This window comes from Hoeflea sp. Naph1 (assembly GCF_046837775.1).
Classification (GTDB): domain Bacteria; phylum Pseudomonadota; class Alphaproteobacteria; order Rhizobiales; family Rhizobiaceae; genus Hoeflea.
Genome location: NZ_CP177286.1, coordinates 4,393,516 through 4,414,672, shown reverse-complemented (window position 1 = coordinate 4,414,672; position 21,157 = coordinate 4,393,516). Strand labels below are relative to the sequence as shown.

18 protein-coding genes are annotated in these 21,157 nt (G+C 61.2%); 12 read left to right on the top strand and 6 right to left on the bottom strand.

All coding sequences use genetic code 11. The features are described from left to right. Positions 1 to 34: 34 nt before the first annotated feature. Positions 35 to 1,210, bottom strand: coding sequence for an acetate/propionate family kinase (locus ACK6D9_RS21165; RefSeq protein ID WP_412049997.1), 1,176 nt, complete (start codon positions 1,208 to 1,210; stop codon positions 35 to 37). A gap of 315 nt (positions 1,211 to 1,525) precedes the next feature. Here ACK6D9_RS21165 and ACK6D9_RS21160 point away from each other — a divergent pair, with 315 nt between their 5' ends. From ACK6D9_RS21160 to ACK6D9_RS21135, 6 genes are all read left to right on the top strand, one after another. After that, the gene (locus tag ACK6D9_RS21160; protein ID WP_412049996.1) at positions 1,526 to 2,563 is read left to right on the top strand and encodes a BMP family protein; all 1,038 of its coding nucleotides are present in this window, start codon (positions 1,526 to 1,528) and stop codon (positions 2,561 to 2,563) included. Beyond that, complete coding sequence (locus ACK6D9_RS21155) at positions 2,563 to 4,113, top strand: ABC transporter ATP-binding protein (protein ID WP_412049995.1); 1,551 nt, start codon at positions 2,563 to 2,565, stop codon at positions 4,111 to 4,113. The genes ACK6D9_RS21160 and ACK6D9_RS21155 overlap by 1 nt, the downstream gene beginning before the upstream one ends. After that, positions 4,103 to 5,152, top strand: coding sequence for an ABC transporter permease (locus tag ACK6D9_RS21150; protein ID WP_412049994.1), 1,050 nt, complete (start codon positions 4,103 to 4,105; stop codon positions 5,150 to 5,152). Before ACK6D9_RS21155 ends, ACK6D9_RS21150 begins: the two co-directional genes overlap by 11 nt. 1 nt (position 5,153) lies before the next feature. Continuing rightward, entirely contained in the window at positions 5,154 to 6,098 is a 945-nt protein-coding gene (locus ACK6D9_RS21145; RefSeq protein WP_412049993.1) for an ABC transporter permease, read from the top strand. Continuing rightward, positions 6,095 to 7,384 carry an amidohydrolase family protein gene (locus ACK6D9_RS21140; RefSeq protein WP_412049992.1) on the top strand — a complete coding sequence of 430 codons (1,290 nt, stop codon included), beginning with the start codon at positions 6,095 to 6,097 and terminating at the stop codon, positions 7,382 to 7,384. The genes ACK6D9_RS21145 and ACK6D9_RS21140 overlap by 4 nt, the downstream gene beginning before the upstream one ends. 95 nt (positions 7,385 to 7,479) lie before the next feature. After that, positions 7,480 to 8,145, top strand: a complete 666-nt coding sequence (locus tag ACK6D9_RS21135; protein ID WP_412049991.1) for a hypothetical protein — start codon at positions 7,480 to 7,482, stop codon at positions 8,143 to 8,145. Between the two features lie 44 nt (positions 8,146 to 8,189). Here ACK6D9_RS21135 and lysS read toward each other — a convergent pair whose 3' ends face one another. Beyond that, positions 8,190 to 9,686 carry a lysine--tRNA ligase gene (gene lysS, locus ACK6D9_RS21130; protein ID WP_412049990.1) on the bottom strand — a complete coding sequence of 499 codons (1,497 nt, stop codon included), beginning with the start codon at positions 9,684 to 9,686 and terminating at the stop codon, positions 8,190 to 8,192. 3 nt (positions 9,687 to 9,689) lie between these two features. Next, positions 9,690 to 11,165, bottom strand: a complete 1,476-nt coding sequence (gene gltX / locus ACK6D9_RS21125; RefSeq protein ID WP_412049989.1) for a glutamate--tRNA ligase — start codon at positions 11,163 to 11,165, stop codon at positions 9,690 to 9,692. 273 nt (positions 11,166 to 11,438) lie between these two features. Here gltX and ACK6D9_RS21120 point away from each other — a divergent pair, with 273 nt between their 5' ends. The 4 genes from ACK6D9_RS21120 to pcaD all read left to right on the top strand — a co-directional run bounded on the left by ACK6D9_RS21120 (position 11,439) and on the right by pcaD (position 16,189). After that, positions 11,439 to 12,461 (top strand): LacI family DNA-binding transcriptional regulator, encoded by a 1,023-nt coding sequence (locus ACK6D9_RS21120; protein ID WP_412049988.1) that lies wholly within the window; start codon positions 11,439 to 11,441, stop codon positions 12,459 to 12,461. 48 nt (positions 12,462 to 12,509) lie between these two features. After that, positions 12,510 to 13,964, top strand: a complete 1,455-nt coding sequence (gene xylB / locus ACK6D9_RS21115) for a xylulokinase (RefSeq protein ID WP_412049987.1) — start codon at positions 12,510 to 12,512, stop codon at positions 13,962 to 13,964. Continuing rightward, a complete protein-coding gene (gene xylA, locus ACK6D9_RS21110; RefSeq protein ID WP_412049986.1) occupies positions 13,961 to 15,271 on the top strand; it encodes a xylose isomerase in 1,311 nt (436 codons plus the stop codon). Before xylB ends, xylA begins: the two co-directional genes overlap by 4 nt. Before the next feature lie 126 nt (positions 15,272 to 15,397). After that, positions 15,398 to 16,189 (top strand): 3-oxoadipate enol-lactonase, encoded by a 792-nt coding sequence (pcaD, locus tag ACK6D9_RS21105; protein ID WP_267653992.1) that lies wholly within the window; start codon positions 15,398 to 15,400, stop codon positions 16,187 to 16,189. A 32-nt stretch (positions 16,190 to 16,221) separates the two neighbouring features. On the opposite strand, the gene ACK6D9_RS21100 is transcribed toward pcaD, so the two are convergent. From ACK6D9_RS21100 to ACK6D9_RS21090, 3 genes are read right to left on the bottom strand one after another with little or no spacing between them, the layout of a single operon-like run. Beyond that, entirely contained in the window at positions 16,222 to 17,226 is a 1,005-nt protein-coding gene (locus tag ACK6D9_RS21100; protein WP_412049985.1) for a 4-hydroxyproline epimerase, read from the bottom strand. A gap of 24 nt (positions 17,227 to 17,250) precedes the next feature. After that, on the bottom strand, positions 17,251 to 18,501 hold the full coding sequence (locus tag ACK6D9_RS21095) for an NAD(P)/FAD-dependent oxidoreductase (RefSeq protein ID WP_412049984.1): 1,251 nt from the start codon (positions 18,499 to 18,501) through the stop codon (positions 17,251 to 17,253). Beyond that, a complete protein-coding gene (locus ACK6D9_RS21090) occupies positions 18,498 to 19,439 on the bottom strand; it encodes a rhodanese-related sulfurtransferase (RefSeq protein WP_412049983.1) in 942 nt (313 codons plus the stop codon). The genes ACK6D9_RS21095 and ACK6D9_RS21090 overlap by 4 nt, the downstream gene beginning before the upstream one ends. Positions 19,440 to 19,585: 146 nt before the next feature. Between ACK6D9_RS21090 and ACK6D9_RS21085 the strand changes: the two genes are divergently transcribed. Beyond that, a complete protein-coding gene (locus ACK6D9_RS21085) occupies positions 19,586 to 20,224 on the top strand; it encodes a 2-dehydro-3-deoxy-phosphogluconate aldolase (protein WP_322988662.1) in 639 nt (212 codons plus the stop codon). 176 nt (positions 20,225 to 20,400) lie between these two features. Continuing rightward, positions 20,401 to 21,099: a tellurite resistance TerB family protein gene (locus ACK6D9_RS21080; protein WP_412049982.1), complete on the top strand. Its 699-nt coding sequence runs from the start codon at positions 20,401 to 20,403 to the stop codon at positions 21,097 to 21,099. Positions 21,100 to 21,157 lie beyond the last annotated feature (58 nt).

Sequence of the window (21,157 nt, the reverse complement as noted above, 5' to 3'; positions counted from 1 at the left end):
CATTGTGCGTTTCGCGCTAGGTCAGGGCGAAGATTTATCGGCTGTCCAGCAGGGCTGAGACCGCGTTGACGATCACCAGTTCCTCGTCGGCCTTGACGATGAAGGCGTGGCGAGCGCTGTCGGGACTGGTCAGCCGCTCCGCTGTCGATGTGTTGGCATCGGCTGCAAGTGCGAAGCCGAGCCATTGCAGTTTCTCAAGCACTCTTGCCCGGACCGGGGCCGCATTCTCGCCGATGCCGCCGGAAAATACCAAGGCATCGCAGCCACCGATGCTGGTCATCGCCGCGCCGATTTCCTGAACCAGGCGGTCGACATACATCTCGACGGCGAAGCCGGCATCGGCCTCGGTGCTGGCCAGCAATAGCCGCATGTCGTTTGAAACGCCCGATACGCCGACAAGGCCGCTCTGGTGGTAGAACAAGTCGCTCACCGTCGCCGCGTCGCCCTTGTGGCGCTCAAGCAGCCACAGCACGGCGCCGGGATCGAGCCGTCCCGGGCGCTGGCCCATCATCAGCCCATCAAGCGGTGTGAAGCCCATCGAGGTCCAGGCGCTCTTGCCGTTGATCATGGCGCAGATCGAGGAGCCGTTGCCGAGATGACAGGCGATTACCCGGCTGTCCGCCAGCCCAAGACGGCGCAGGGTGGCCGCGACATGTTCGTAGGCCAAGCCGTGAAAACCGTAGCGCAGCAAACCTTCCCGGGCATAGCTGCGGGGCAGGGCCATTTCGCGGCGAACGATGGGCACGTCGACGTGAAACGCGGTGTCGAAACAGGCAACCTGAGGGATGCCCGGCAGTGCGGCAATCGCTGCGTCGATGCCGGCCAGATTATGTGGCTGGTGACTTCGCGCCAGCGGTATCAACGCGGCGATTGCCGCACGGACCTCCGGATCGACAAGCACCGGGGCGCTGAACCGTTCACCGCCGTGAACCACCCGATGGCCGACGCCGTCAATGGCGCCGGCGCGCGGCTGAATGATCTCGCTGATCAGCCGCGGCAGCAACGTGGCATGGCCTTCCGACGTGTCCCCGAATTGTTTCGCCTCGTTGCCATCCAGTCTTAGCCTTGGTGTCTGGCCATTGCCGATTGCGTTGACGCTCCCGGAGAACAGTCGCTGTCGGTCCGGCGTAAACAGCGCAAACTTGATCGAGGAGGAGCCGCAATTGAGCGCCATCAAAGTGCGGTGGTCTCGTGTGGTCATGTCGGTCATGTCCCTTTTGTAAGTGCGACTGGCCTGCCTGAACAAGGCGGAACGGATTGGCTGTGCGTCTTCAAGAACTGTCTTTGTTTTGCCTGATCGGTCGAAATGTGCAAGCCAAAGCCGTCACTGGCGTGCTTGCAAAGCCCCAACTGGCCAGACGATTTTTCCCGGCGGGGCAGTGTAGCCAACGGCTTCAACCGGCCCGGCCCGATATTTCCCAAAGTCGTTCCAACAGCAGTTGCCAATGCCGCGCACACGTTTTATCTTTTGGTCAAAAATAAAGACGGGTTCAGCTTAGATCAATGTTCAACAGGAGCGTCAGCCATGACCAGAATTCCTTCTACAAGCCGCCCCCTTTCTCTCAAACGCCGCCATTTGCTGGCTGGTGCAGCCGCGGGTGCGGCGCTCCTGACGCTGCCCGGCATGATCGGACGGGCGCGCGCCGATGGCCCGATCAAGGTGGCGGCGATCTACACCGTTCCGGTCGAGCAGCAGTGGGTTAGCCGGATTCACAAGGCCGCAAACGCGGCGGTGGAGCGCGGCGACATCGAATATGTGTTTTCGGAAAACACGTCCAACAATGATTATGAACGCGTCATGCGCGAATATGCAGAAGCCGGGCACGACCTGATCATCGGCGAAGTGTTTGGCGTCGAGGACGCTGCCCGTCAGGTAGCGCGCGATTATCCGGAAACCGCTTTCCTGATGGGCTCGAGCTTCATGCCCAAGGATGACGCGCCTAACTTCGCAGTGTTCGACAACTACATCCAGGATGCCTCCTACCTCTCCGGCATCATCGCCGGTGCCATGACCAAGAACAACAATATCGGCATGGTTGGCGGCTTCCCGATCCCCGAGGTCAACCGGTTGATGCACGCCTTCATGGCAGGCGTTAAGGAAACCGCCCCTGACGCCAAGTTCCAGGTCGCCTTTATCGGCTCCTGGTTCGATCCGCCGAAAGCCAAGGAAACTGCTTTTGCGCAGATCGATGGTGGCGCCGATATTCTCTATGCCGAGCGCTTCGGCGTCTCCGATGCGGCCAAGGAAAAGGGAGTGCTGGCAATCGGCAACGTGATCGACACCCAGTCGGATTATCCCGACACGGTGGCGGCCTCGGCGCTGTGGCATTTCGAACCGACGCTCGATCATGCGATCGCGATGGTCAAGGCGGGTTCCTTCAAGGCGGAGAACTACGGCGTCTATTCCTTCATGAAGGAAGACGGCTGTTCGCTGGCGCCGCTGGGTACCTTTGAAGGAAAGGTACAGGAAGAGGCGATGAAGCTCGTGGCCGAGCGCGAGGCGGCGATCCGTGCCGGCACGTTTGAAGTCGCGATTAATGACGAAGAGCCCAAGTCCAACTGATGAACGCGGCTGACAGCCCGGAGGCGGAGATCGTTCTCCGTCTCTCGGGCATCACCAAGAGGTTCGGAGCCCTTGTGGCCAACGACGCCATCTCGCTGTCGCTCAGGCGCGGCGAGGTGGTGGCTCTGCTTGGCGAAAACGGTGCCGGAAAAACAACCCTGATGAACATCCTGTTCGGCCACTACACGGCCGATGAGGGACAAATCGAAGCATTTGGCGAAGCGCTGGCACCTGGCGATCCGAACGCGGCGCTGGCGGCGGGCATCGGCATGGTGCACCAGCACTTTACCCTGGCCGACCAGATGACCGTGCTTGAAAACATCGTTCTCGGCACCCGGTCGCTGTGGTCGTTCAATCTCGGCACGGCTGCGGCGCGCGACAGGATCCGCGCGCTCGCAAGTGATTATGGGCTTGAGGTCGAGCCGAATCGGATGATCGCGGATCTGTCGGTGGGTGAACGGCAGCGGGTCGAAATTCTCAAAGCACTTTACCGGCAGGCACGCATTCTCATCCTTGATGAGCCGACGGCCGTGCTGACGCCGATGGAAACAGAGGCGCTGTTTGTTACTTTGAAAAAGCTGGTGGCAGCGGGGCTGTCGGTGATCTTCATTTCCCACAAGCTGGGGGAGGTGCAATCGGTCTCCGACCGGGTGGTGGTGTTGCGTGGCGGCAAACTCGCCGGGGAACGCAAGACCGTCGATGCAACAAGGCGCGAACTGGCGGAATTGATGGTTGGCGGGCAATTGCCGGTCAACCAGGTCGGACCGGCATCTCCCGGCGCCATCCTGTTTGAGCTTCGCGGGATTTCCACCCGAACCATGGGCGGCGCTGCTCTTGCCAATGTGTCGATGCAGTTGCGTGGTGGTGAAATTACCGGGCTGGCGGGGATCTCCGGCAACGGCCAGGCGGCACTTGCAGCGCTGATCTCCGGTACGCTCGAGGCGCGCGAGGGCGACATCGTTGTGCATGGGGAAAGTGCCGGCAAATGGTCGCCGCGGTCGGCGCTGGATCGTGGCCTCGGGCGCATTCCGGAAGACCGCCACGCCACCGGAATGATCGGCGACATGAGCGTCGCCGAAAACGTGATTTCGGAAGCCTATCGCAGCCCGCGGTTTTCGCGGATGGGTTTTCTCGACTGGAAGGCGGCGAGCGCTTTTGCCAGCGATATCATCAAGGCCTATGACGTCAAATGCCCGTCGCCGGACTCCATTGTGCGGCTGCTGTCGGGCGGCAACATGCAGAAACTCATTCTCGGCCGGGCACTTGACGGCAACCCCGACATCATCCTTGCCAGTCAGCCGACCCGAGGGCTCGATGTCGGTGCGGTGGCCTATGTGCATGCGCGGCTGATTGAGGCGCGCGACCGGGGGGCGGCGGTGCTGTTGATCTCCGAGGATCTGGACGAGATCCAGACATTGTCCGATCGGATCCTGGTGATCCACCGCGGGCGCCTTTCAAAACCGTCGGCGCGGGGTGAATTGTCGATCATGGAACTGGGTGAGCTGATGGCTGGTCACGGGCTTGACGAGGGAGCCAGCGATGCGGCTTGAGCCAAGAAGCACGCGGTCTACTGCGGCGACGATTTTATGGCCGGCAGGCGCGATCTTGGCGACGCTGATTTTCTCCTCGGTACTGGTGATGATTGCCGGCGCTTCGCCGTTCACGGTGTTTTATCTTGTGTTCAAGGGCGCCGCCGGTTCGCAATTCGCGCTGGTCGAAACCCTGACACGGGCGACGCCGCTGATCTTTACCGGCTTGGCGGTGGCGGTAGCATTTCGCGCCAGGCTCTGGAATATCGGCGCCGAAGCCCAGCTCTATCTTGGCGGGGTGATGACGGTGGTGCTCGGCACCGGCGCGGTGACGATCCCGTCGGGCGGGCTGATCCCGCTGATCATGGTAGCGGCGATGCTGACCGGCGCGCTGACGTTGCTCGGCCCTGCCATCCTCAAGACCCGTTTTGGCGTTGATGAAGTGGTGACGACGCTGCTGCTCAACTTCATCGCGCTGTTGTTTGTCTCGATGCTGCTCGAGGGGCCGTTGAAGGACCCGATGGGGCTCGGCTGGCCGCAGTCCAAGCGGGTGATCGCGGAGGCGCAATTGCCACGGCTGATCCAGGGCAAGCGGCTGCATTTCGGGTTTATCCTGGCGATCGCTTCGGCGGCGGTGGTCTGGGTGATCATGAAAAAGACCGTGCTCGGCTACGAGATGCGCGCCGTCGGCCACAATGCCGAGGCAGCGCGCTTCGCAGGCATTCCAGTCAACCGGGTGATCGCCAAGACGGCGCTGTTGTCGGGCGGGCTGGCGGCACTCGCAGGCTTCTCCGAAGTGGCGGGGCTGAAAGGAAACCTGACGCTCGATCTGTCGCCGGGCTATGGCTACACCGGCATCGTCGTGGCGATGCTGGCGCTGCTCAATCCGCTGGGGGTGATCGCCGCGGCAATCTTCGTGGCGGGCATCTTCGTGGGTGCCGACGCTATGAGCCGCAGCGCCAATGTGCCCAGTTACATTGCCCAGGTGATGGTGGCGACGTCGCTTTTGACAATGGTCGCAGCGATCATGCTGATGCGCTACCGCGTGCGCTGGAGGTGACATGAACGAGGCTTTCGAGATCCTGTTTACCGCCAGCTTCTGGGTTGCTGCCATCCGCATCGCTTCGCCGCTGATTTTCGCCACCATGGGCGAACTGATCTGCGAGCGTGCAGGCGTGCTCAATCTCGGCATCGAGGGGATCATGGTTGCCGGCGCTTTTTCGGGCTGGTTCACCGTCTATATGTGTGGCGATCTCTGGACCGGGGTGCTGGTTGCGGCGCTGACCGGCGCAATGTTCGGGCTGCTGCACGGGTTTCTCACTGTGCCGCTGGGGCTGTCGCAGCACGTGACCGGTATCGGGGTGACGCTGCTGGCCACCAGCCTGACCTATTTCACCTACCGGATACTGCTGCCGGAAGTTACCTCACCACCGAAGATCGAATCATTCCAGCCGTTTGCGGTTCCGGTGCTCTCTGATATTCCGCTGGTGGGACCGGCGCTTTTCAACCAGACGCCGCTTACCTACCTCGCCTATCTCAGCGTCGCTGTGGTTGCCTTTGTGTTGTACCGCACGCCGGTGGGCGTGGCGGTGCGCGCCGTGGGCGAAAATCCGTCGGCGGTGGAAGCGCAGGGGATATCGGTGACCGCGGTGCGGGTCGGCGCGGTGATGGCGGGCTCTGCACTGATGGCAATCGGCGGGGCGTTCCTGACCATGTCCGCGTTCAACTCGTTCTTTTTCGAGATGATCAACGGCCGCGGCTGGATCGCCATCGCGCTGGTGGTGTTCGGCTCTTGGCGTCCGGGCAAGGCACTGATCGGGGCAATCCTGTTTGCCGCGTTTGACGCCTATCAGGTGCGGTTGCAACAGATCACCGGCGGGGTGATCCCCTACCAGATATTCCTGATGATGCCCTATGTGCTGTCGATCGTGGCGCTGGTAGTGGTGGCGCGACGCGCGACCTATCCTAAGGCGTTGATGATTCCCTATCAGAAAGGCGAGAGATGAGTTTCGATACAATCCTCAAGGGCGGCGTGTTGTCCGATGGCGCACAGGCCGACATTGCCATCACGGATGGCCGTATCGCGGCAATTGCCGCGAATATCGACGCCGAGGCAGGGGAGAGCATCGATATCGCCGGCAATCTGGTCTCGCCGCCGTTTGTCGATCCACATTTTCACATGGACGCGACGTTGTCTTACGGGCAACCTCGGATCAATGCCTCGGGCACGCTGCTGGAGGGAATCTCGCTGTGGGGCGAACTCAAGCCGTTGCTCACCCACGACGCGGTGATCGAGCGGGCGCTTGCCTATTGCGACTGGGCCGCATCGATGGGGCTGCTGGCGATCCGTAGCCATGTCGATGTCTGCGACGACCGGTTGCTGGCCGTCGAGGCCTTGCTCGAGGTCAAGAAACAGGTAGCCGATTATATCGATCTGCAACTGGTGGCGTTTCCGCAGGACGGGCTTTACCGCTCGCCGTCGGCGCGGGCAAACACCATCCGGGCGCTTGATATGGGTGTCGATGTGGTGGGCGGTATTCCCCATTTCGAACGCACCATGGCCGACGGCCGGGCATCGGTCACTGAGCTCTGCGAGATGGCGGCTGAGCGCGGGCTGATGGTCGACATGCATTGCGACGAGAGCGACGACCCGATGTCACGCCATATCGAGCAACTGGCCTATGAAACTCAGCGTCTTGGGCTTGGCGGCCGGGTCGCCGGGTCGCATCTGACCTCGATGCATTCGATGGACAATTATTATGTCTCCAAACTGCTGCCGCTGATCGCCGAGGCGGAAGTTGCGGCAATTCCCAACCCGCTGATCAACATCACCCTGCAGGGTCGGCACGACAGCTATCCCAAACGCCGCGGCATGACGCGGGTGCCGGAAATGCTCAAGCACGGGATCAGGGTCGGGTTCGGACAGGATTGCGTGCTCGATCCCTGGTATTCGCTTGGTGCTGCCGACATGCTCGATGTCGCCTTCATGGGGCTGCATGTGGCGCAGATGACCAGCCCGGCCGACATGCGCCGCTGCTACGAGATGGTGACCACCCAAAGTGCGGCGATCATGGGGCTTGCCGATTACGGTCTCGAGGTCGGCAAGCGCGCCGATCTGGTGGTGCTTGACGCCGGAAATCCGATCGAGGCGATCCGGCTGCGGGCAACACGGCTATTGGTAATGGCGCGCGGCAAGGTGATTGCCCGGCGCGCTCGTTCGCCAATGCAGCTTTCCATTCCGGGTCGCGAGGCTGGGATTGACCGTCGTTTCACGATGCCCGCTCCGGATTGACCAATATCAGCCATCTTGTTCTTAACGATTAACAATTGCGAAAGCGGGCTCGCATACACTCCGGCGCATAGTTGTGCGTAAAGGGTGTAGTTTGAATGGCTGCTGGAAAGCGCCGTCTGTTTCATGCGTTTCGAATCTCGCGAAAGCTTGCCTTGCTTTCGGGCGGGTTTCTGCTTGTGCTTGGCGCGTCGGGAACGGCTGCGCTGATGTTTGCGCCGGCGCGGCTGATTCCCGGTTATGCGCAAAACCAAAGTGGCTATTGCAAAACCATCTACCAGTCAGGTTTCAAGCGCGGTGAGGAAAAACGGCTGATTGCGTTGATTGCTACTTCCGATACCGATCCCGCCGCCCGCGTCCGTACCGGCGTAAGGGTCGCTCGCCATTTGGCCAGCACTTTGAAGCCGGATCTGGTGATCGTTCAGGTCGCCGATACGCACGGCCCGACTACAAGGGCCGAACTGCGCGGCGCAGCAATTGGCGCTGAAATCGTGCATGCGCCCAATCCGGCCAAGACGCTGGCCGTCTCCAAACCCTGGGAAGCGCGCTATGCCAACACGTTGCCCACCCGGGCAGGCTATTATTTCGGCCCCCGTATCGACATGCGGCTGACCGAGCTCGAGGCGATCAATCTCGACCTGAAGCAGATCGAGATGAGCATTCCGGACGATGAGCACGTTCAAGCTTGCGCCGGCGATGTGGTCGACGAAGAGCCCGAGCTCGTCGTGTCGGCCGAAGTGACGGAATCGGCCGGCGGCCATTAGCCGGCCAAATCAGAACCTTTAGACTAGGCTTCTATAAGATCCCGCTATTCGGCACGCTGTTTGCGGGCGGGAAACAGGATCACGTCGCGAATTGACGGTGCATTTGTCAAAAGCATGATCAGACGGTCAACGCCGATGCCGAGGCCACCGGCGGGCGGCATGCCCTGGTCGATTGCATCGAGAAACTCGTCATCGAGCTGCTTTTCGAGTTCGCCACGGGCGTGCGCCTGTTCGAGCTGTTCGACCATGCGCTTGCGCTGTTCTTCCGGATCGTTGAGTTCGGAGAAGGCGTTGCCCAGTTCCCAGGCGTTGCAATAGGTCTCGAAACGTTCAACCAGTCGCGGCTCGCCCGGCACTTCCTTGGCAAAGGGTGAAATGTCCTTGGGGAAATGCGTGACATGCGCCGGCTGGATCAGCGTGGCCTCGACTTTTTCCTCGAAAATGAACGCCAGGCATTCGCCCCAGGTCCAGTCATTTTCGATCTCAAAACCGGCGGCCTTTGAGGCGGCACGGGCTTCCTCGTCGGTGGCGATCGAACGGAAATCGATACCGGTCGCTTCCTTAACGGCGTCAGGCATGGGAACCCGCTTGAACGGTCCCTTGAAGGACATCTCGGTCTCACCATACATGAACTCTGTGGTGCCGTGGATCGACATGGCCAGGCTCTCGAACAGCCGTTCGACGAGACCCATGATGTCCTCGTAATCGGCATAGGCCCAGTAGCATTCGAGCATGGTGAATTCGGGGTTGTGCCGGGTGGACACCCCTTCATTGCGGAAATTGCGGTTTACCTCGAATACCTTGTCGGTCAGTCCCGAGACCAGCGCGCGCTTGAGATATAATTCCGGGGCGATCCGCAGATACATGTCGAGCTTGAGCGTGTTGTGATGGGTCTTGAACGGCTCGGCTGTCGCCCCGCCATAGACCGAATGCAGCATCGGCGTCTCTATTTCCATGAAGCCGTCGTCTTCCATGAAGCGGCGGATGCCGGAGACGATCTTCGAGCGCTGCTGGAAGCGAAGCTTGGATTCCTCGTTGGTCATGATGTCGAGGTGGCGCTTGCGGTAGCGCAATTCGATATCAGAAAGCCCGTGCCATTTTTCCGGCATCGGTAGCAGCGCCTTGGTCAGCATGGTGATTTCATGGGCGTTGACGGTCAATTCGCCGCGCTTGGTGCGCCGCACTTCGCCGGTTACGCCAATGATGTCGCCGATGTCGATCAGCGGCAGCAGCGCGCGCGCTTCTTCCGGGGTGGTGTCCTTGTGGCTGAAGATCTGGACTTTTCCGGAGGCGTCATGGATGTCCATGAACATGCCGGAATTGCGCGACGAGTAAACACGGCCGGCAACGGTGATGATGTCGCCGGTCAGTGTGTCGGGCTCGATGTCAGCATATTTTTCCGCGAGCTCGGCGTTTGTGAGCGTGCGGTGAAAATGCGCAGGATACACCTCGTCAACGGTTTCGCGCAGGCGTGCGAGCTTCTGTGCGCGCACCTCGATTACATCGGAAGAAAGCCCGGTTTCGGTCGTCTTGTCGGTCATTGGTTATTGTCCGTTTTTTGCTTGTGCCGCGTCCACGCCCGCCTTGACGGCGGTTTCGGCCTGTTTGAGCCGTTGACGCACGACCGAACGGCCCAGGATCGCCATGGAATCAAACAGGGGCAGCGACCGCGAGGAGCCGGATACGGCAATGAACATCGGCGCCAGCAGGTTGCGCAGCTTGATGTCGTTGCGCTCGGAAATGGCGCGCAGTTCGACCTCGATGCTCTCGGCGTTCCATTCGAAGATTTTTTCGAGATCGGGTTGCACGATCTGCAGGATCCGCAACACCTCTTCCAGCGGGACCTTCTTGATCCTGGAGAAATCGTCGGCGACCAGTCCCAGGTCGCCCTTGAGCAGGAACCCGGTCAGGTCCGGCAGGTCTGACAGTTTGGTGATGCGCGACTGCGCCAGTTTCATGCCTTCGCGGAAGCGGTCATTTCCCTGGGCCCATGCAAGGACTCGGGTAACGAAATCCTCCTCGGAAACGCTCTCGCGAAGCCAGCGGCCGTTGAGCCAGTCAAGCTTCTGAAGGTCAAAGATGGCCCCAGCCTTGGACAGGTTTTCGGGATCAAAATTGGCGATGAGCTGATCCATGGTCAAAAGCTCTTCGCCCTCGCCGATCTGGATGAAGAACAGGCCGAGGAAGTTCATCAGCGCTTCGGGCAGGTAGCCCAGTGCGTCGTAATAGGAAATCGACGTCGGGTTCTTGCGCTTGGAGAGTTTGGACTTGTCGGCGTTGCGCATCAGCGACAGGTGCATGAACACCGGCGGCTCGAGGCCGAGATATTGATAAAGCAGGATATGCTTGGGCACAGAGGAGAGCCACTCCTCGCCGCGGGCCACATGGGTGATTTTCATCAGATGGTCATCGACCACATTGGCCATGTGGTAGGTCGGCATGCCATCAGCCTTGAGCAACACCTGCATGTCGACGGCGTCCCAAGGGATTTCGACCTCGCCATAGACGCCGTCGACAAATTTGCAGGAACCCTCGGTGGGGATCTTCATCCGCACTACCGATGGCTCACCGGCAGCCATGCGCGCGGTGACTTCTTCTGCTGTCAGCGTCAGGCAACGGCCGTCATATTTTGGCGGCTTGCCGGCAGCGCGCTGTTCGGCGCGCATTTCGCCGAGCCGTTCGGGTGTGCAAAAGCAGCGGAAACCGTGACCATTCTCGACGATTTTTTCGACATAAGGCCGGTAGGTGTCCTTGCGCTCGCTCTGCCGGTAAGGGCCATAGGGACCGCCGACATCAGGGCCTTCCGACCAGGACAACCCGCACCATTTGAGGGCGTCGAGCACCTTCTGTTCAAATTCGGGGGTCGAGCGGGCCGCGTCGGTGTCTTCGATGCGCAGAATGAACTCGCCGCCGTGTTTCTTGGCGAACAGATAGTTGAACAGCGCGATGTAGGCAGTGCCGACATGCGGCTCGCCAGTCGGAGACGGTGCGATGCGCACCCGCGTTGCAGTGTTGGCCATTTTGACGCCCGCTTTCAGGTCCGATTTGAATGGTGCGCGCGGCGAGGTATGCCGGTTGCAATCACCGGCCGAACAAGCAGCAGCCAAGCATGGCGCGGCATAGACCGGCAGGCGCTGCGTTAGGCCATATTGAATCGGTGGCGTCAAGTATTGGCCGGGCCCGGGCGTCTCACCGGTTCATCACACGCCTGCGGTGGCGGAGCCAGATGGTGATCGAGAATTTCTGATTTACGTACCTCAAAAATTGGTCTAGGAGACCGGAAGGAGGATTTCATGCGGCCTACTGTGCACGACATTGCTGCTGCCGCCGGCGTCAGCCTGGCGACCGTCGACCGCGTGCTCAATGGCAGGCCAGGGGTGCGGCGACAGACCGTGGAAAAGGTCGAAGGGGCAGTACTCCGCCTCGGCTATGTCCGCGACGTCACGGCTGCCAATCTCGCCAGACGCAGAGTCTATCCGCTGATTTTCGTGGTGCCGGGTGGCCCCAACAGCTTCATGCGCAATCTCGAGACGGAAATCCGGGCAGCAGCCGAGCGGTCGTCGGCAGAGCGCACCGCGATCACAATCGAAACGGTGCCGGCTTTCGATCCGGGCGCACTGGCCCGTGTGCTCGAGGCCATTGATCCGGCTTCGGTTGCCGGCGTCGGACTGGTGGCCACCGACACGGCGGAGGTCAGGGAAGCGGTCGCGCGGTTGACCGATGCGGGGGTTCACGTGGCCACGCTGGTCTCGGACCTACCCGGGTCCAGCCGTACCCATTTTTGCGGCATCGACAATCTTGCCGCCGGGCGAACCGCTGCCGGGCTGATCGGCCGGTTCTGCCATCGCCGCCATGGCAAGGTGTTGATGGTGGCGGGATCAATGAAGCTGTCCGACCATATGGACCGGGCTGCAGGCTTTACAGAGCTGTTGCAGGCTGAGTTCCCAGACCTTGAAATCCTTGGCCCGGTGGAAGCCAATGACGATGCGGAACGGGTCAAGCAGGCGGTTATGGACGCGCTTGAAACCGATCCGGAAATAATTGCGGTTTATAACCTCGGAGCCGGTAATCGCGGACTGATCGAGGCGCTGTCGGCGCATCGGCAACGCGCGCTTTCGGTGGTCGCCCATGAAGTGACGGTGCATTCGCGCCAGGCGCTGGCCGACGGTTTGTTCGATGCGGTGATCAATCAGGATTGCGGCCACGAAGTGCGCAGCGCCATCCGGGTGCTCAAGGCCCGGGCCGATGGTCTCGACCCGCTGAGCGCGCAGGAGCGGATCCGCATCGACATCTTTCTCAAAGACAATTTGCCATGACCCCCGACCTTGCGAACTTCCGCCCAACACCTGAAAGGCCGCCTCATCATGTATCTCGGACTTGATCTCGGAACATCTTCCGTCAAGGCGCTTCTGATCGACGACGCCCAGCAGACTGTCGGTTCGGCCAGCGCCGATCTGACGGTAGAACGCCCGCATCCGGGCTGGTCGGAGCAGGATCCGGACAGCTGGATCGCGGCTACCCGGTCAGCGATCGCCAAGCTCAGGCAGACGCATGCTTCAGAGCTTGCCGGGCTGCGCGGCATTGGCCTGTCGGGGCACATGCACGGCGCCACCACCATCGACAAGGCCGGCAAGGTGATCCGTCCCTGCATCCTCTGGAATGACACGCGCAGCCACAAGGAAGCGGCCGACCTCGACGCCGACCCGAAGTTCCGTCTCCTGACTGGCAATATCGTCTTTCCCGGGTTCACAGCGCCAAAGCTTAAATGGATGGCCGTGCATGAGCCAGAGAATTTCGCGCGTGTCGACAAGGTGCTGTTGCCCAAGGATTATCTGAGGTTGTGGCTTGCCGGTGAAGCGATTTCGGAGATGTCGGATTCTGCCGGCACCTCCTGGCTCGATGTTGGCAAACGCGACTGGAATGATGATTTGCTGGCCGCCACCGGGCTTGTGCGTGGACAGATGCCGGCATTGGTGGAAGGCACAGAGCGGGCCGGCGCGCTGCGTGCCGAGGTAGCTGCGGAGCTGGGATTGCCTGCCGGCATTCCGATTGCCGGCGGCGCTGGCGACAATGCGGCCTCGGCCTGCGGCATGGGTACTGTGGCGGATGGTCAGGCGTTTGCGTCGCTCGGCACATCCGGTGTTCTGTTTGCCGCCAATAACCGTTATCTGCCCAATCCTGACAGTGCGGTTCACGCCTTTTGCCACGCGCTGCCGGGCACATGGCACCAGATGGGGGTGATCCTTTCGGCCACCGACGCGCTGAACTGGCTGGCGGGCATCACCTCGGCTGATCCGGCGACGCTGACAGCGGAACTGGGCGAACAGCTCGTGGCGCCGGGATCGGTGCTGTTCCTGCCTTATCTGTCGGGTGAACGCACACCGCACAATGATTCCGCCATTCGCGGTGGTTTTGCCGGCCTCGGACACGAATCCGACCGCGTGGCGTTGACCCGTGCAGTGATCGAAGGGGTGTCGTTTGCCTTCCGCGACAGCCTCGCGGCACTGGCGCAGGCCGGTACGCAGCTTAGCCGGGTGACCGCTATCGGCGGCGGCTCGCGCTCGGTCTACTGGCTTGAAACACTGGCAACAGTATTGGGGATGCCGGTCGACATTTCCGAGGGCGGCGATTTTGGCGCCGCGTTTGGCGCGGCCCGGCTCGGCCTGATCGCGGCGGAGAACGCGGACCCCTTTTCTATCTGCACCCCGCCCGCCACCGCGCGGACGATCGACCCCAACCGCGAACTCGCGAGCGCCTTTGACGAGGCCTATTCGCACTATCGCGCCCTCTATCCAGCCCTCAAAGGAGCAACTTCATGACAACAGGTTTTTTTGGCGACATCACCTCGATCCCCTTCGAGGGGCCTGACAGCACCAACCCGCTTGCCTTCAGGCACTACAACCCCGATGAGATTGTCGCGGGGAAACGCATGGAAGACCATTTGCGCTTTGCTGTGGCTTACTGGCATTCCTTCACCTGGCCCGGCGGCGATCCGTTCGGCGGCCAGACTTTCGATCGGCCCTGGTTCGGCGATTCGATGGACCAGGCACGGCTGAAGGCCGACGTCGCCTTCGAGATGTTCAGCCTGCTAAAGGCGCCGTATTTCTGTTTCCACGATCTCGACGTGCGGCCCGAGGGCGATACCTTCGCCGAAAGCCGACGCAACCTTGAAACCATCGCAGACTATTTCGAGGGCAAGATGTCTGAGACCGGCGTCAAGCTGTTGTGGGGAACATCCAATCTGTTCTCGCACCGGCGCTTCATGTCGGGTGCGTCGACCAATCCGGACCCGGACGTGTTTGCCTATTCGGCAGCAACCGTGAAAGCCTGCATGGATGTGACCAAGCGGCTCAACGGTGAAAACTATGTGCTGTGGGGCGGACGCGAAGGCTACGAGACGCTGCTTAACACCGATATGGGCCGCGAACTCGACCAGATGGGCCGGTTCCTCAATCTGGTGGTCGAGTACAAGCACAAGATCGGCTTTACCGGCACCATCCTGATCGAGCCGAAGCCGCAGGAACCGACCAAGCACCAGTACGACTACGACGTCGCTACGGTCTATGGCTTCCTAAAGCGCTATGGGCTGGAGAATGAAGTGCGGGTCAATATCGAGCAGGGCCATGCGATTCTTGCCGGCCATTCCTTCGAGCATGAACTGGCGACTGCCCGCGCTCTCGGCATTTTTGGCTCGATCGACATGAACCGCAACGATTACCAGTCGGGTTGGGACACTGACCAGTTCCCCAACAATGTGCCGGAAATGGCGCTGGCCTATTACGAAATCCTGCAGGCCGGCGGCTTCACCACCGGCGGCACCAATTTTGATGCGAAGCTGCGCCGCCAGTCGATTGAGCCGGAAGATCTGTTGGCCGCCCATATCGGCGGAATGGATTGTTGCGCCCGCGGATTGAAGGCCGCCGCGAAGATGATCGAGGAGAAGGCGTTGTCGTCGTTTGTCTCCGACCGCTATGCGGGCTGGGATCGTCCGGAAGCCAAGGCGATGCTTGACGGGTCGATGTCGCTCGACCAGATCGCGGCGCGAGTGGAAGTCGACAATCTTGATCCGCAGCCGAAATCCGGCAAACAGGAATGGCTCGAAAACGTCGTCAACCGCTACGTCTGAGCCTGTTGAATAAGCCCGCGGCAGCTCTGACCCGGAGCGGCCGCGGGCTTTGATTTGCGTCCCGCCGGGCTCTGGCGTAGATCAGGGGAAACCATTCCCGAGATCTTCCCCGAAGGATATTCCGCCATGCAGTTTGCCCGCTTGAACGGCGTTGTCATTCACCACCAGGTGATCGGTGCCGCGCCGGATCGGCCGATGATCGTGTTCGCCAATTCGCTGGGAACCGATTACCGCATCTGGCGCGACGTGATCGTGCGGATGGTCGGTGATTTCGGCATCCTGATGTACGACAAGCGCGGTCATGGCCTGTCGGAAACCGGTGGCGCGCCGATCACCATGGATCACCACATCGATGATCTTGAGGCCCTGCTCGATCATTTCAACGCCCGCAACGTGATTGTCTGCGGGCTCTCGGTGGGTGGCATGATCGCGCAGGGGCTGGCGGCCAAGCGGCCAGACCTGGTGCGAGCGCTGATCCTGTGCGACACCGGCCACAAGATCGGCACGGCGGATATGTGGGATGCACGGATCTCGGCGATCACCGAGCAGGGAATTGCCAGTATTTCCGATGCGATCCTCGAACGCTGGTTCACCAAGGAATACCGCCGTGCCGATAATGCCGATTTCATCGGCTATCGACTGATGCTGGAACGGACCCCAGTCGCCGGCTACGCCGGCACCTGTGCGGCGATTCGTGACAGCGATTTTACTGATTCAAGTGCCGCGCTCGACGTGCCGACCATCTGCGTGGTGGGAACCGAGGATGGCTCCACTCCGCCATCGCTGGTGGGCGAATTGGCGCGGTTGATCCCCGGCGCGATGTATCAGGAAATTCCTGGCGCCGCGCACCTGCCATGCATCGAAGCCCCGGTGGTACTGGCCGACGTCATCAAGGCGTTTGTCGGCAAACTTGACTGAACCGCCCTCGGCGGGTTCCTCGTTGGTTGGGCTCAGCGGACCACGAAACCATGGGCGAAGGGATCTTCCTCGTCGTCGATGGTGATGGAGTTGAGACCTGTCTCGACCGCCCAGCCGGCAATCGACGGAATGATCGCGGGCTTGCCACCGACTTCTGCGGCAGCTTCCACGCGGCCGTGAAACAGTGATCCGATGATGCTTTCATGGACGAATGCATCGCCCAGTTTCAGTCGTCCGTTGGCGGCCCACTGCGCCATCCGTGCCGAGGTGCCGGTGCCGCAAGGCGAGCGGTCGATGGCCTTGTCGCCATAAAACACGGCGTTGCGGGCGTGGGCTTCCGGTCTGGTTGGCGCCCCGGTCCAGAGGATGTGGCTGAGGCCGTTGATCTCGGGCTTTTCCGGATGGATGAACGAATTTTCCGCGTTAAGACGATCCCGCAGTGCAGGGCTCATCCGCACCAGATCGGCGGCGGTGAAATTTGCCATGTCGGGGAAATTCTTCTGGGCATCGACGATGGCGTAGAAATTGCCGCCATAGGCTACGTCGACAGTGATCTCGCCAAGGCCGTCGCACTGGGTCTTGATGCCGGTTGAGTGCAGGAAGGCCGGTACATTGGTGAGCCGCACCTCGTTGACCTTCCGGCCTTCCTGGGTATAGCGGGCGATGATGCGACCGGCCGGGGTATCGATAGCCAACACCCCGGGTTCACGCGGGGACACCAGGCCGTTCTCGATCGCCATGGTCACCGTGCCAATGGTGCCGTGACCGCACATCGGCAAGCAGCCCGAGGTCTCGATAAACAGGAATGCGATGTCGCAATCATCGCGCGTTGGCGGGTAGAGAATTGTGCCAGACATCATGTCGTGGCCACGCGGTTCGAACATCAGTCCCGTGCGGATCCAGTCATACTCTGCCAAGAAATGCGCCCGCTTTTCGAGCATATTCGCGCCATTGAGCTGAGGTCCGCCACCGGTGACGACGCGCACAGGATTGCCGCAGGTATGACCGTCAATGCAGAAAAAACGATTTCGCGCCATGGCAGGGACTCCGAAGCAGGGCAGTTAGAAACGGTCGGGCCGACAGGCGGCAATGTCAATACTTGGCTGTTTGCCGGCAACCAGATCGGCCAGCAACCGGCCCATGGCGGCGGACTGGGTGAGACCGAGATGGCCATTACCAAATCCGAGCAGCACGGAGCGATCCTCGGGCAGCGCGCCGATCACCGGCAGACTGTCGGGGAGCGAGGGCCGAAACCCCATCCATTCAGTGCCGCCAGATGTTTCCAAGCCGGGCAGAAACGACTTTGCCTTGCCCAGCATCGCCTTTGCCCGCGCATAATTGGGGGGCAGATCGAGACCGCCGAGTTCCACGGCACCGCCGACCCGCAGGCCGGTTTCAAGCGGCGTAATAACGAAGCCATGATTGCCAAAGATAAGTTGACGCTTGAGATCGAAGGTCCCGGGCGGCAGCGTGGTATTGTAGCCACGCTCGGTGTCGAGCGGAATTCGCAAGCGGGTGACCGGATTGATCAGCCGCGTCGACCACGCGCCGGCGCAGATGATGATGGTCTTGGCGCGGCGGTTGGTTCCGTCGGCCATCCTGAGCGACGGGCCTGAGCTATCGTGTTCCAGTCCGCTTGCTTCGGCCTTGATGAATACCGCACCAAGCCGTTCGGCATGGGCCCAGAGGGCCTGGGCGAAATGTTGCGGCTCGGACACCGTCTTCCAGCCCGGAACGAAGGTGCCGGCAACGAACCGTGGCGACAGCCCCGGCTGCAGTTCGGCCAGCCGTGCGCCGCGAACGTGCTCGAAGGCGATGCCGGCTTGCTCGCGTCGCCGCCAGCCTGAAAGCGTGGCCTTGAATTCAGCTTCGCTCTCATGCAGCTCAAGCGATCCGTCATGGCGGACCATGTGGGCGATGCCGGCGCGCTCGACCAGCGCCATCATTTCGGTTTCAGCCAGGCGCATCAATGCGGTCTGGGCTGCAATCGAGGCCTCCAGCCGCCAGGGCTGGCTGGCTTTCCAGAACTGCCACAGCCAGGGCGCCAGCCGGGGCAGGTAGGAGGGGCGGATCGACAGCGGACCGAGCGGATCGAGCAGCCATTTCGGCGCTTTCAGGATGATCTTCGGCGAGGCCAGCGGCATGATGTCGGAGAAGGCAAAGGCGGCTGCGTTGCCCTTGCTGGTTTGCTCGGCGATCCCGGAGCGGTCGATGACGGTTACCGTATGACCGGCTTCGGTCAGCAGGGCAGCGGTGGCGATGCCGACGATGCCGGCCCCGACGATGACAATATCGCTCGTTGTCGCGTTCATGCGTTTTCGGAGTCCGATTGGGCCGCCTTGCGGGCCGCCAGCATCTGCTGATGGCGCATGCGGAAACGCTTCCGGTCCTCTTCGGTCCGGCTGTGGTAACAATGCGGACAGGAGACGCCTTCTTCGTACAGCTCGGAGGCCTGCTCTTCCGGGGTAACCGGATTGCGGCAGGCACGGCAGAGGATCTCGTCGCTTTCGCGCAGGCCATGGGTGACGGCGACGCGCTCGTCAAAGACGAAACAGGAGCCCTCCCAGAGGCTTTCGTCTTCGTCGACTTCCTCGAGATATTTGAGGATGCCACCCTTGAGATGGTAGACCTTGTCGTAGCCCTTGGCGCGCATGAAGGCGGTTGCCTTCTCACAGCGGATGCCGCCGGTGCAGAACATTGCCACCGGCTTGTCACGGGGAATCGAGGCGGTTGTTTCGACCCAGTCGGGAAACTCGCGAAATGTCCCGGTCTCCGGGTTGATCGCGCCTTTGAAGGTGCCGATTCCCACTTCATAGTCATTGCGGGTGTCGATCACGATTGTATCGGGATCGGAAATCAAGGCGTTCCAGTCCTTCGGATCGACATAGGCACCAACATCTTCAAGCGGATCGATATCGGGAACGCCCATGGTGACGATCTCCTTTTTCAGCCGCACCTTCATGCGTCTGAAGGGCATCTTGTGCGCGCCGCTTTCCTTGTGCTCGAGCTGCTCGAGCCCCGAGATGGCGCGCAGATGCGCAAGCACGGCGTTGATCGCCTGGCGGGAGCCGGCGATGGTGCCGTTGACGCCCTCGCGCGCCAGCAGCAGGGTGCCGCGGACGCCCAGGCTGCAGCACAGCTCGGCGAGCGGCTTTTGCAGCGCTTCATGATCGGCCAGCCGGGCAAAATGATACAGCGCCGCGACGACCACGGGCTGGTTGGATGTAGGGGGTGTTGCAAGCGTGTTCATGATTGTCGGAATAGCGCGTCCGCCCTGTCCAGGCAATCGGTGTGTGCGTCACTTGCGTTTCATCTGTCACAGCTGAAACATGGACAAGCAACGGGTGAAAGGTTATTGCCATGCGCTCAGATTATTGACGCGAAAGGACCTGCGCCATGGGTGACAAGACCCAAGCTCTTATTTCGATCCTGAAAATGCAGCCGGTGGTGCCGGTGCTGGTCATCGACGATATAGCTACGGCGGTGCCGCTGGCGCGGGCGCTGGTAGCCGGCGGGCTCAAGGCCATCGAAATCACCATGCGAACACCGGTGGCACTCGCCGCGATCCGGGCGGTTGCCGATGAAGTCGAAGGTGCGGTGCCCGGTGCCGGGACCGTGCTTAACGCAAAGCAATTTCATCAGGCGGTAGAAGCGGGCTCGCAATTCATCGTCTCGCCCGGCACCACCATCGAGCTTCTTGATGTGGCGCGCAAATCGCCGGTTCCGATGCTGCCAGGTGCGGCAACTGCAAGCGAGGTGATGTCGCTCAGGGAAGAGGGCTATCAGGTGCTCAAGTTCTTCCCGGCCGAGCAGGCCGGTGGGGCTGCCTATCTCAAGTCATTGTCATCGCCACTCGCGGGCATGCAGTTCTGTCCCACCGGCGGGATCACGCCGGCCAATGCACGCGACTACCTTTCGCTTCCCAATGTGATCTGCGTCGGCGGATCGTGGGTAGCACCGGCCGCTCTGGTCGAAGCCGGCGATTGGGACGGGATCACCCGGCTTGCCGCCGAAGCCTGCCTGCTGGCAGGTTGAGGATCCTGCTCGTTCATGCCTGATTGACCGGCTTGTGCGGCTGTATTTTGCAGATGCACGAGTACCGAATTTTGGCACAGTCTGATCGGCCGGTGTTTGAAAGCTGTGTGCGGCGTTCCTATCTGGTTAAGTGCGGGATCGGCCCGCGCTACTTCCGAAGCAAAGGACCCGTGACCATGTTCGATCCCAAAGCCCTGCTTGAGCAATTCCTCGGCTCGAATGTGCCCGGCACCCAAGGTACCGTGCGCGACAAGGCCGGCCAGGTGACTGAGCTTGCCAAAAGCAACCCGCTTGCCACTGGTGCCATTGTTGCGGTTTTGCTGGGCACAGGAACCGGCCGAGCTCTGGGTGGATCAGCGCTGAAGCTGGGCGGCATGGCGGCCATCGCGGGGCTCGGCTACCAGGCATGGAAAAACTATCAGGCAGGACAAGACCCCGCTACGACCGCACAGGCGGACGAGCAGGAATTGCTGGCTCCGCCTGAGGACTCCGGGTTTTCCGCCGAACCGGCATCGGTCAATGGTGATTTCGCGCTGGCGCTGGTGCAGGTGATGATCGCTGCCGCGCGGGCTGACGGGCATGTCGATGACGCCGAGCGCGCGCGCATTCATGACAAGCTGGCGCTCTCGGGGCTTGGCGATGACGCCGTGGCGTTTCTGGACAAGCAACTGAGCGAACCAGTCGACATCGACGCCCTTGTCAGCTCGGCCTCGACCGAGGCGCAGAAGGTGGAGATGTTTACCGCGGCCCGGCTTGCGATTGATCCGGATACCCGGGCCGAACGCGGTTTTCTGGATCTGCTGGCCGGTCGCCTGGGACTGGCCGATACGCTGGTTGACCACATCGACGCCACGGTGACTGCGGCGAAGGCTTGAAGTATAAAGGTCGCTTCAACGCTTTCATCTGATGCATGTCGCGCTCCAATGACTGCAT

Coding starts and splice junctions, on each gene's coding strand:
- ACK6D9_RS21165 (WP_412049997.1), bottom strand. CDS start 1,210: ATGACCGACATGACCACACGAGACCACCGCACTTTGATGGCGCTCAAT.
- ACK6D9_RS21160 (WP_412049996.1), top strand. CDS start 1,526: ATGACCAGAATTCCTTCTACAAGCCGCCCCCTTTCTCTCAAACGCCGC.
- ACK6D9_RS21155 (WP_412049995.1), top strand. CDS start 2,563: ATGAACGCGGCTGACAGCCCGGAGGCGGAGATCGTTCTCCGTCTCTCG.
- ACK6D9_RS21150 (WP_412049994.1), top strand. CDS start 4,103: ATGCGGCTTGAGCCAAGAAGCACGCGGTCTACTGCGGCGACGATTTTA.
- ACK6D9_RS21145 (WP_412049993.1), top strand. CDS start 5,154: ATGAACGAGGCTTTCGAGATCCTGTTTACCGCCAGCTTCTGGGTTGCT.
- ACK6D9_RS21140 (WP_412049992.1), top strand. CDS start 6,095: ATGAGTTTCGATACAATCCTCAAGGGCGGCGTGTTGTCCGATGGCGCA.
- ACK6D9_RS21135 (WP_412049991.1), top strand. CDS start 7,480: ATGGCTGCTGGAAAGCGCCGTCTGTTTCATGCGTTTCGAATCTCGCGA.
- lysS (WP_412049990.1), bottom strand. CDS start 9,686: ATGACCGACAAGACGACCGAAACCGGGCTTTCTTCCGATGTAATCGAG.
- gltX (WP_412049989.1), bottom strand. CDS start 11,165: ATGGCCAACACTGCAACGCGGGTGCGCATCGCACCGTCTCCGACTGGC.
- ACK6D9_RS21120 (WP_412049988.1), top strand. CDS start 11,439: ATGCGGCCTACTGTGCACGACATTGCTGCTGCCGCCGGCGTCAGCCTG.
- xylB (WP_412049987.1), top strand. CDS start 12,510: ATGTATCTCGGACTTGATCTCGGAACATCTTCCGTCAAGGCGCTTCTG.
- xylA (WP_412049986.1), top strand. CDS start 13,961: ATGACAACAGGTTTTTTTGGCGACATCACCTCGATCCCCTTCGAGGGG.
- pcaD (WP_267653992.1), top strand. CDS start 15,398: ATGCAGTTTGCCCGCTTGAACGGCGTTGTCATTCACCACCAGGTGATC.
- ACK6D9_RS21100 (WP_412049985.1), bottom strand. CDS start 17,226: ATGGCGCGAAATCGTTTTTTCTGCATTGACGGTCATACCTGCGGCAAT.
- ACK6D9_RS21095 (WP_412049984.1), bottom strand. CDS start 18,501: ATGAACGCGACAACGAGCGATATTGTCATCGTCGGGGCCGGCATCGTC.
- ACK6D9_RS21090 (WP_412049983.1), bottom strand. CDS start 19,439: ATGAACACGCTTGCAACACCCCCTACATCCAACCAGCCCGTGGTCGTC.
- ACK6D9_RS21085 (WP_322988662.1), top strand. CDS start 19,586: ATGGGTGACAAGACCCAAGCTCTTATTTCGATCCTGAAAATGCAGCCG.
- ACK6D9_RS21080 (WP_412049982.1), top strand. CDS start 20,401: ATGTTCGATCCCAAAGCCCTGCTTGAGCAATTCCTCGGCTCGAATGTG.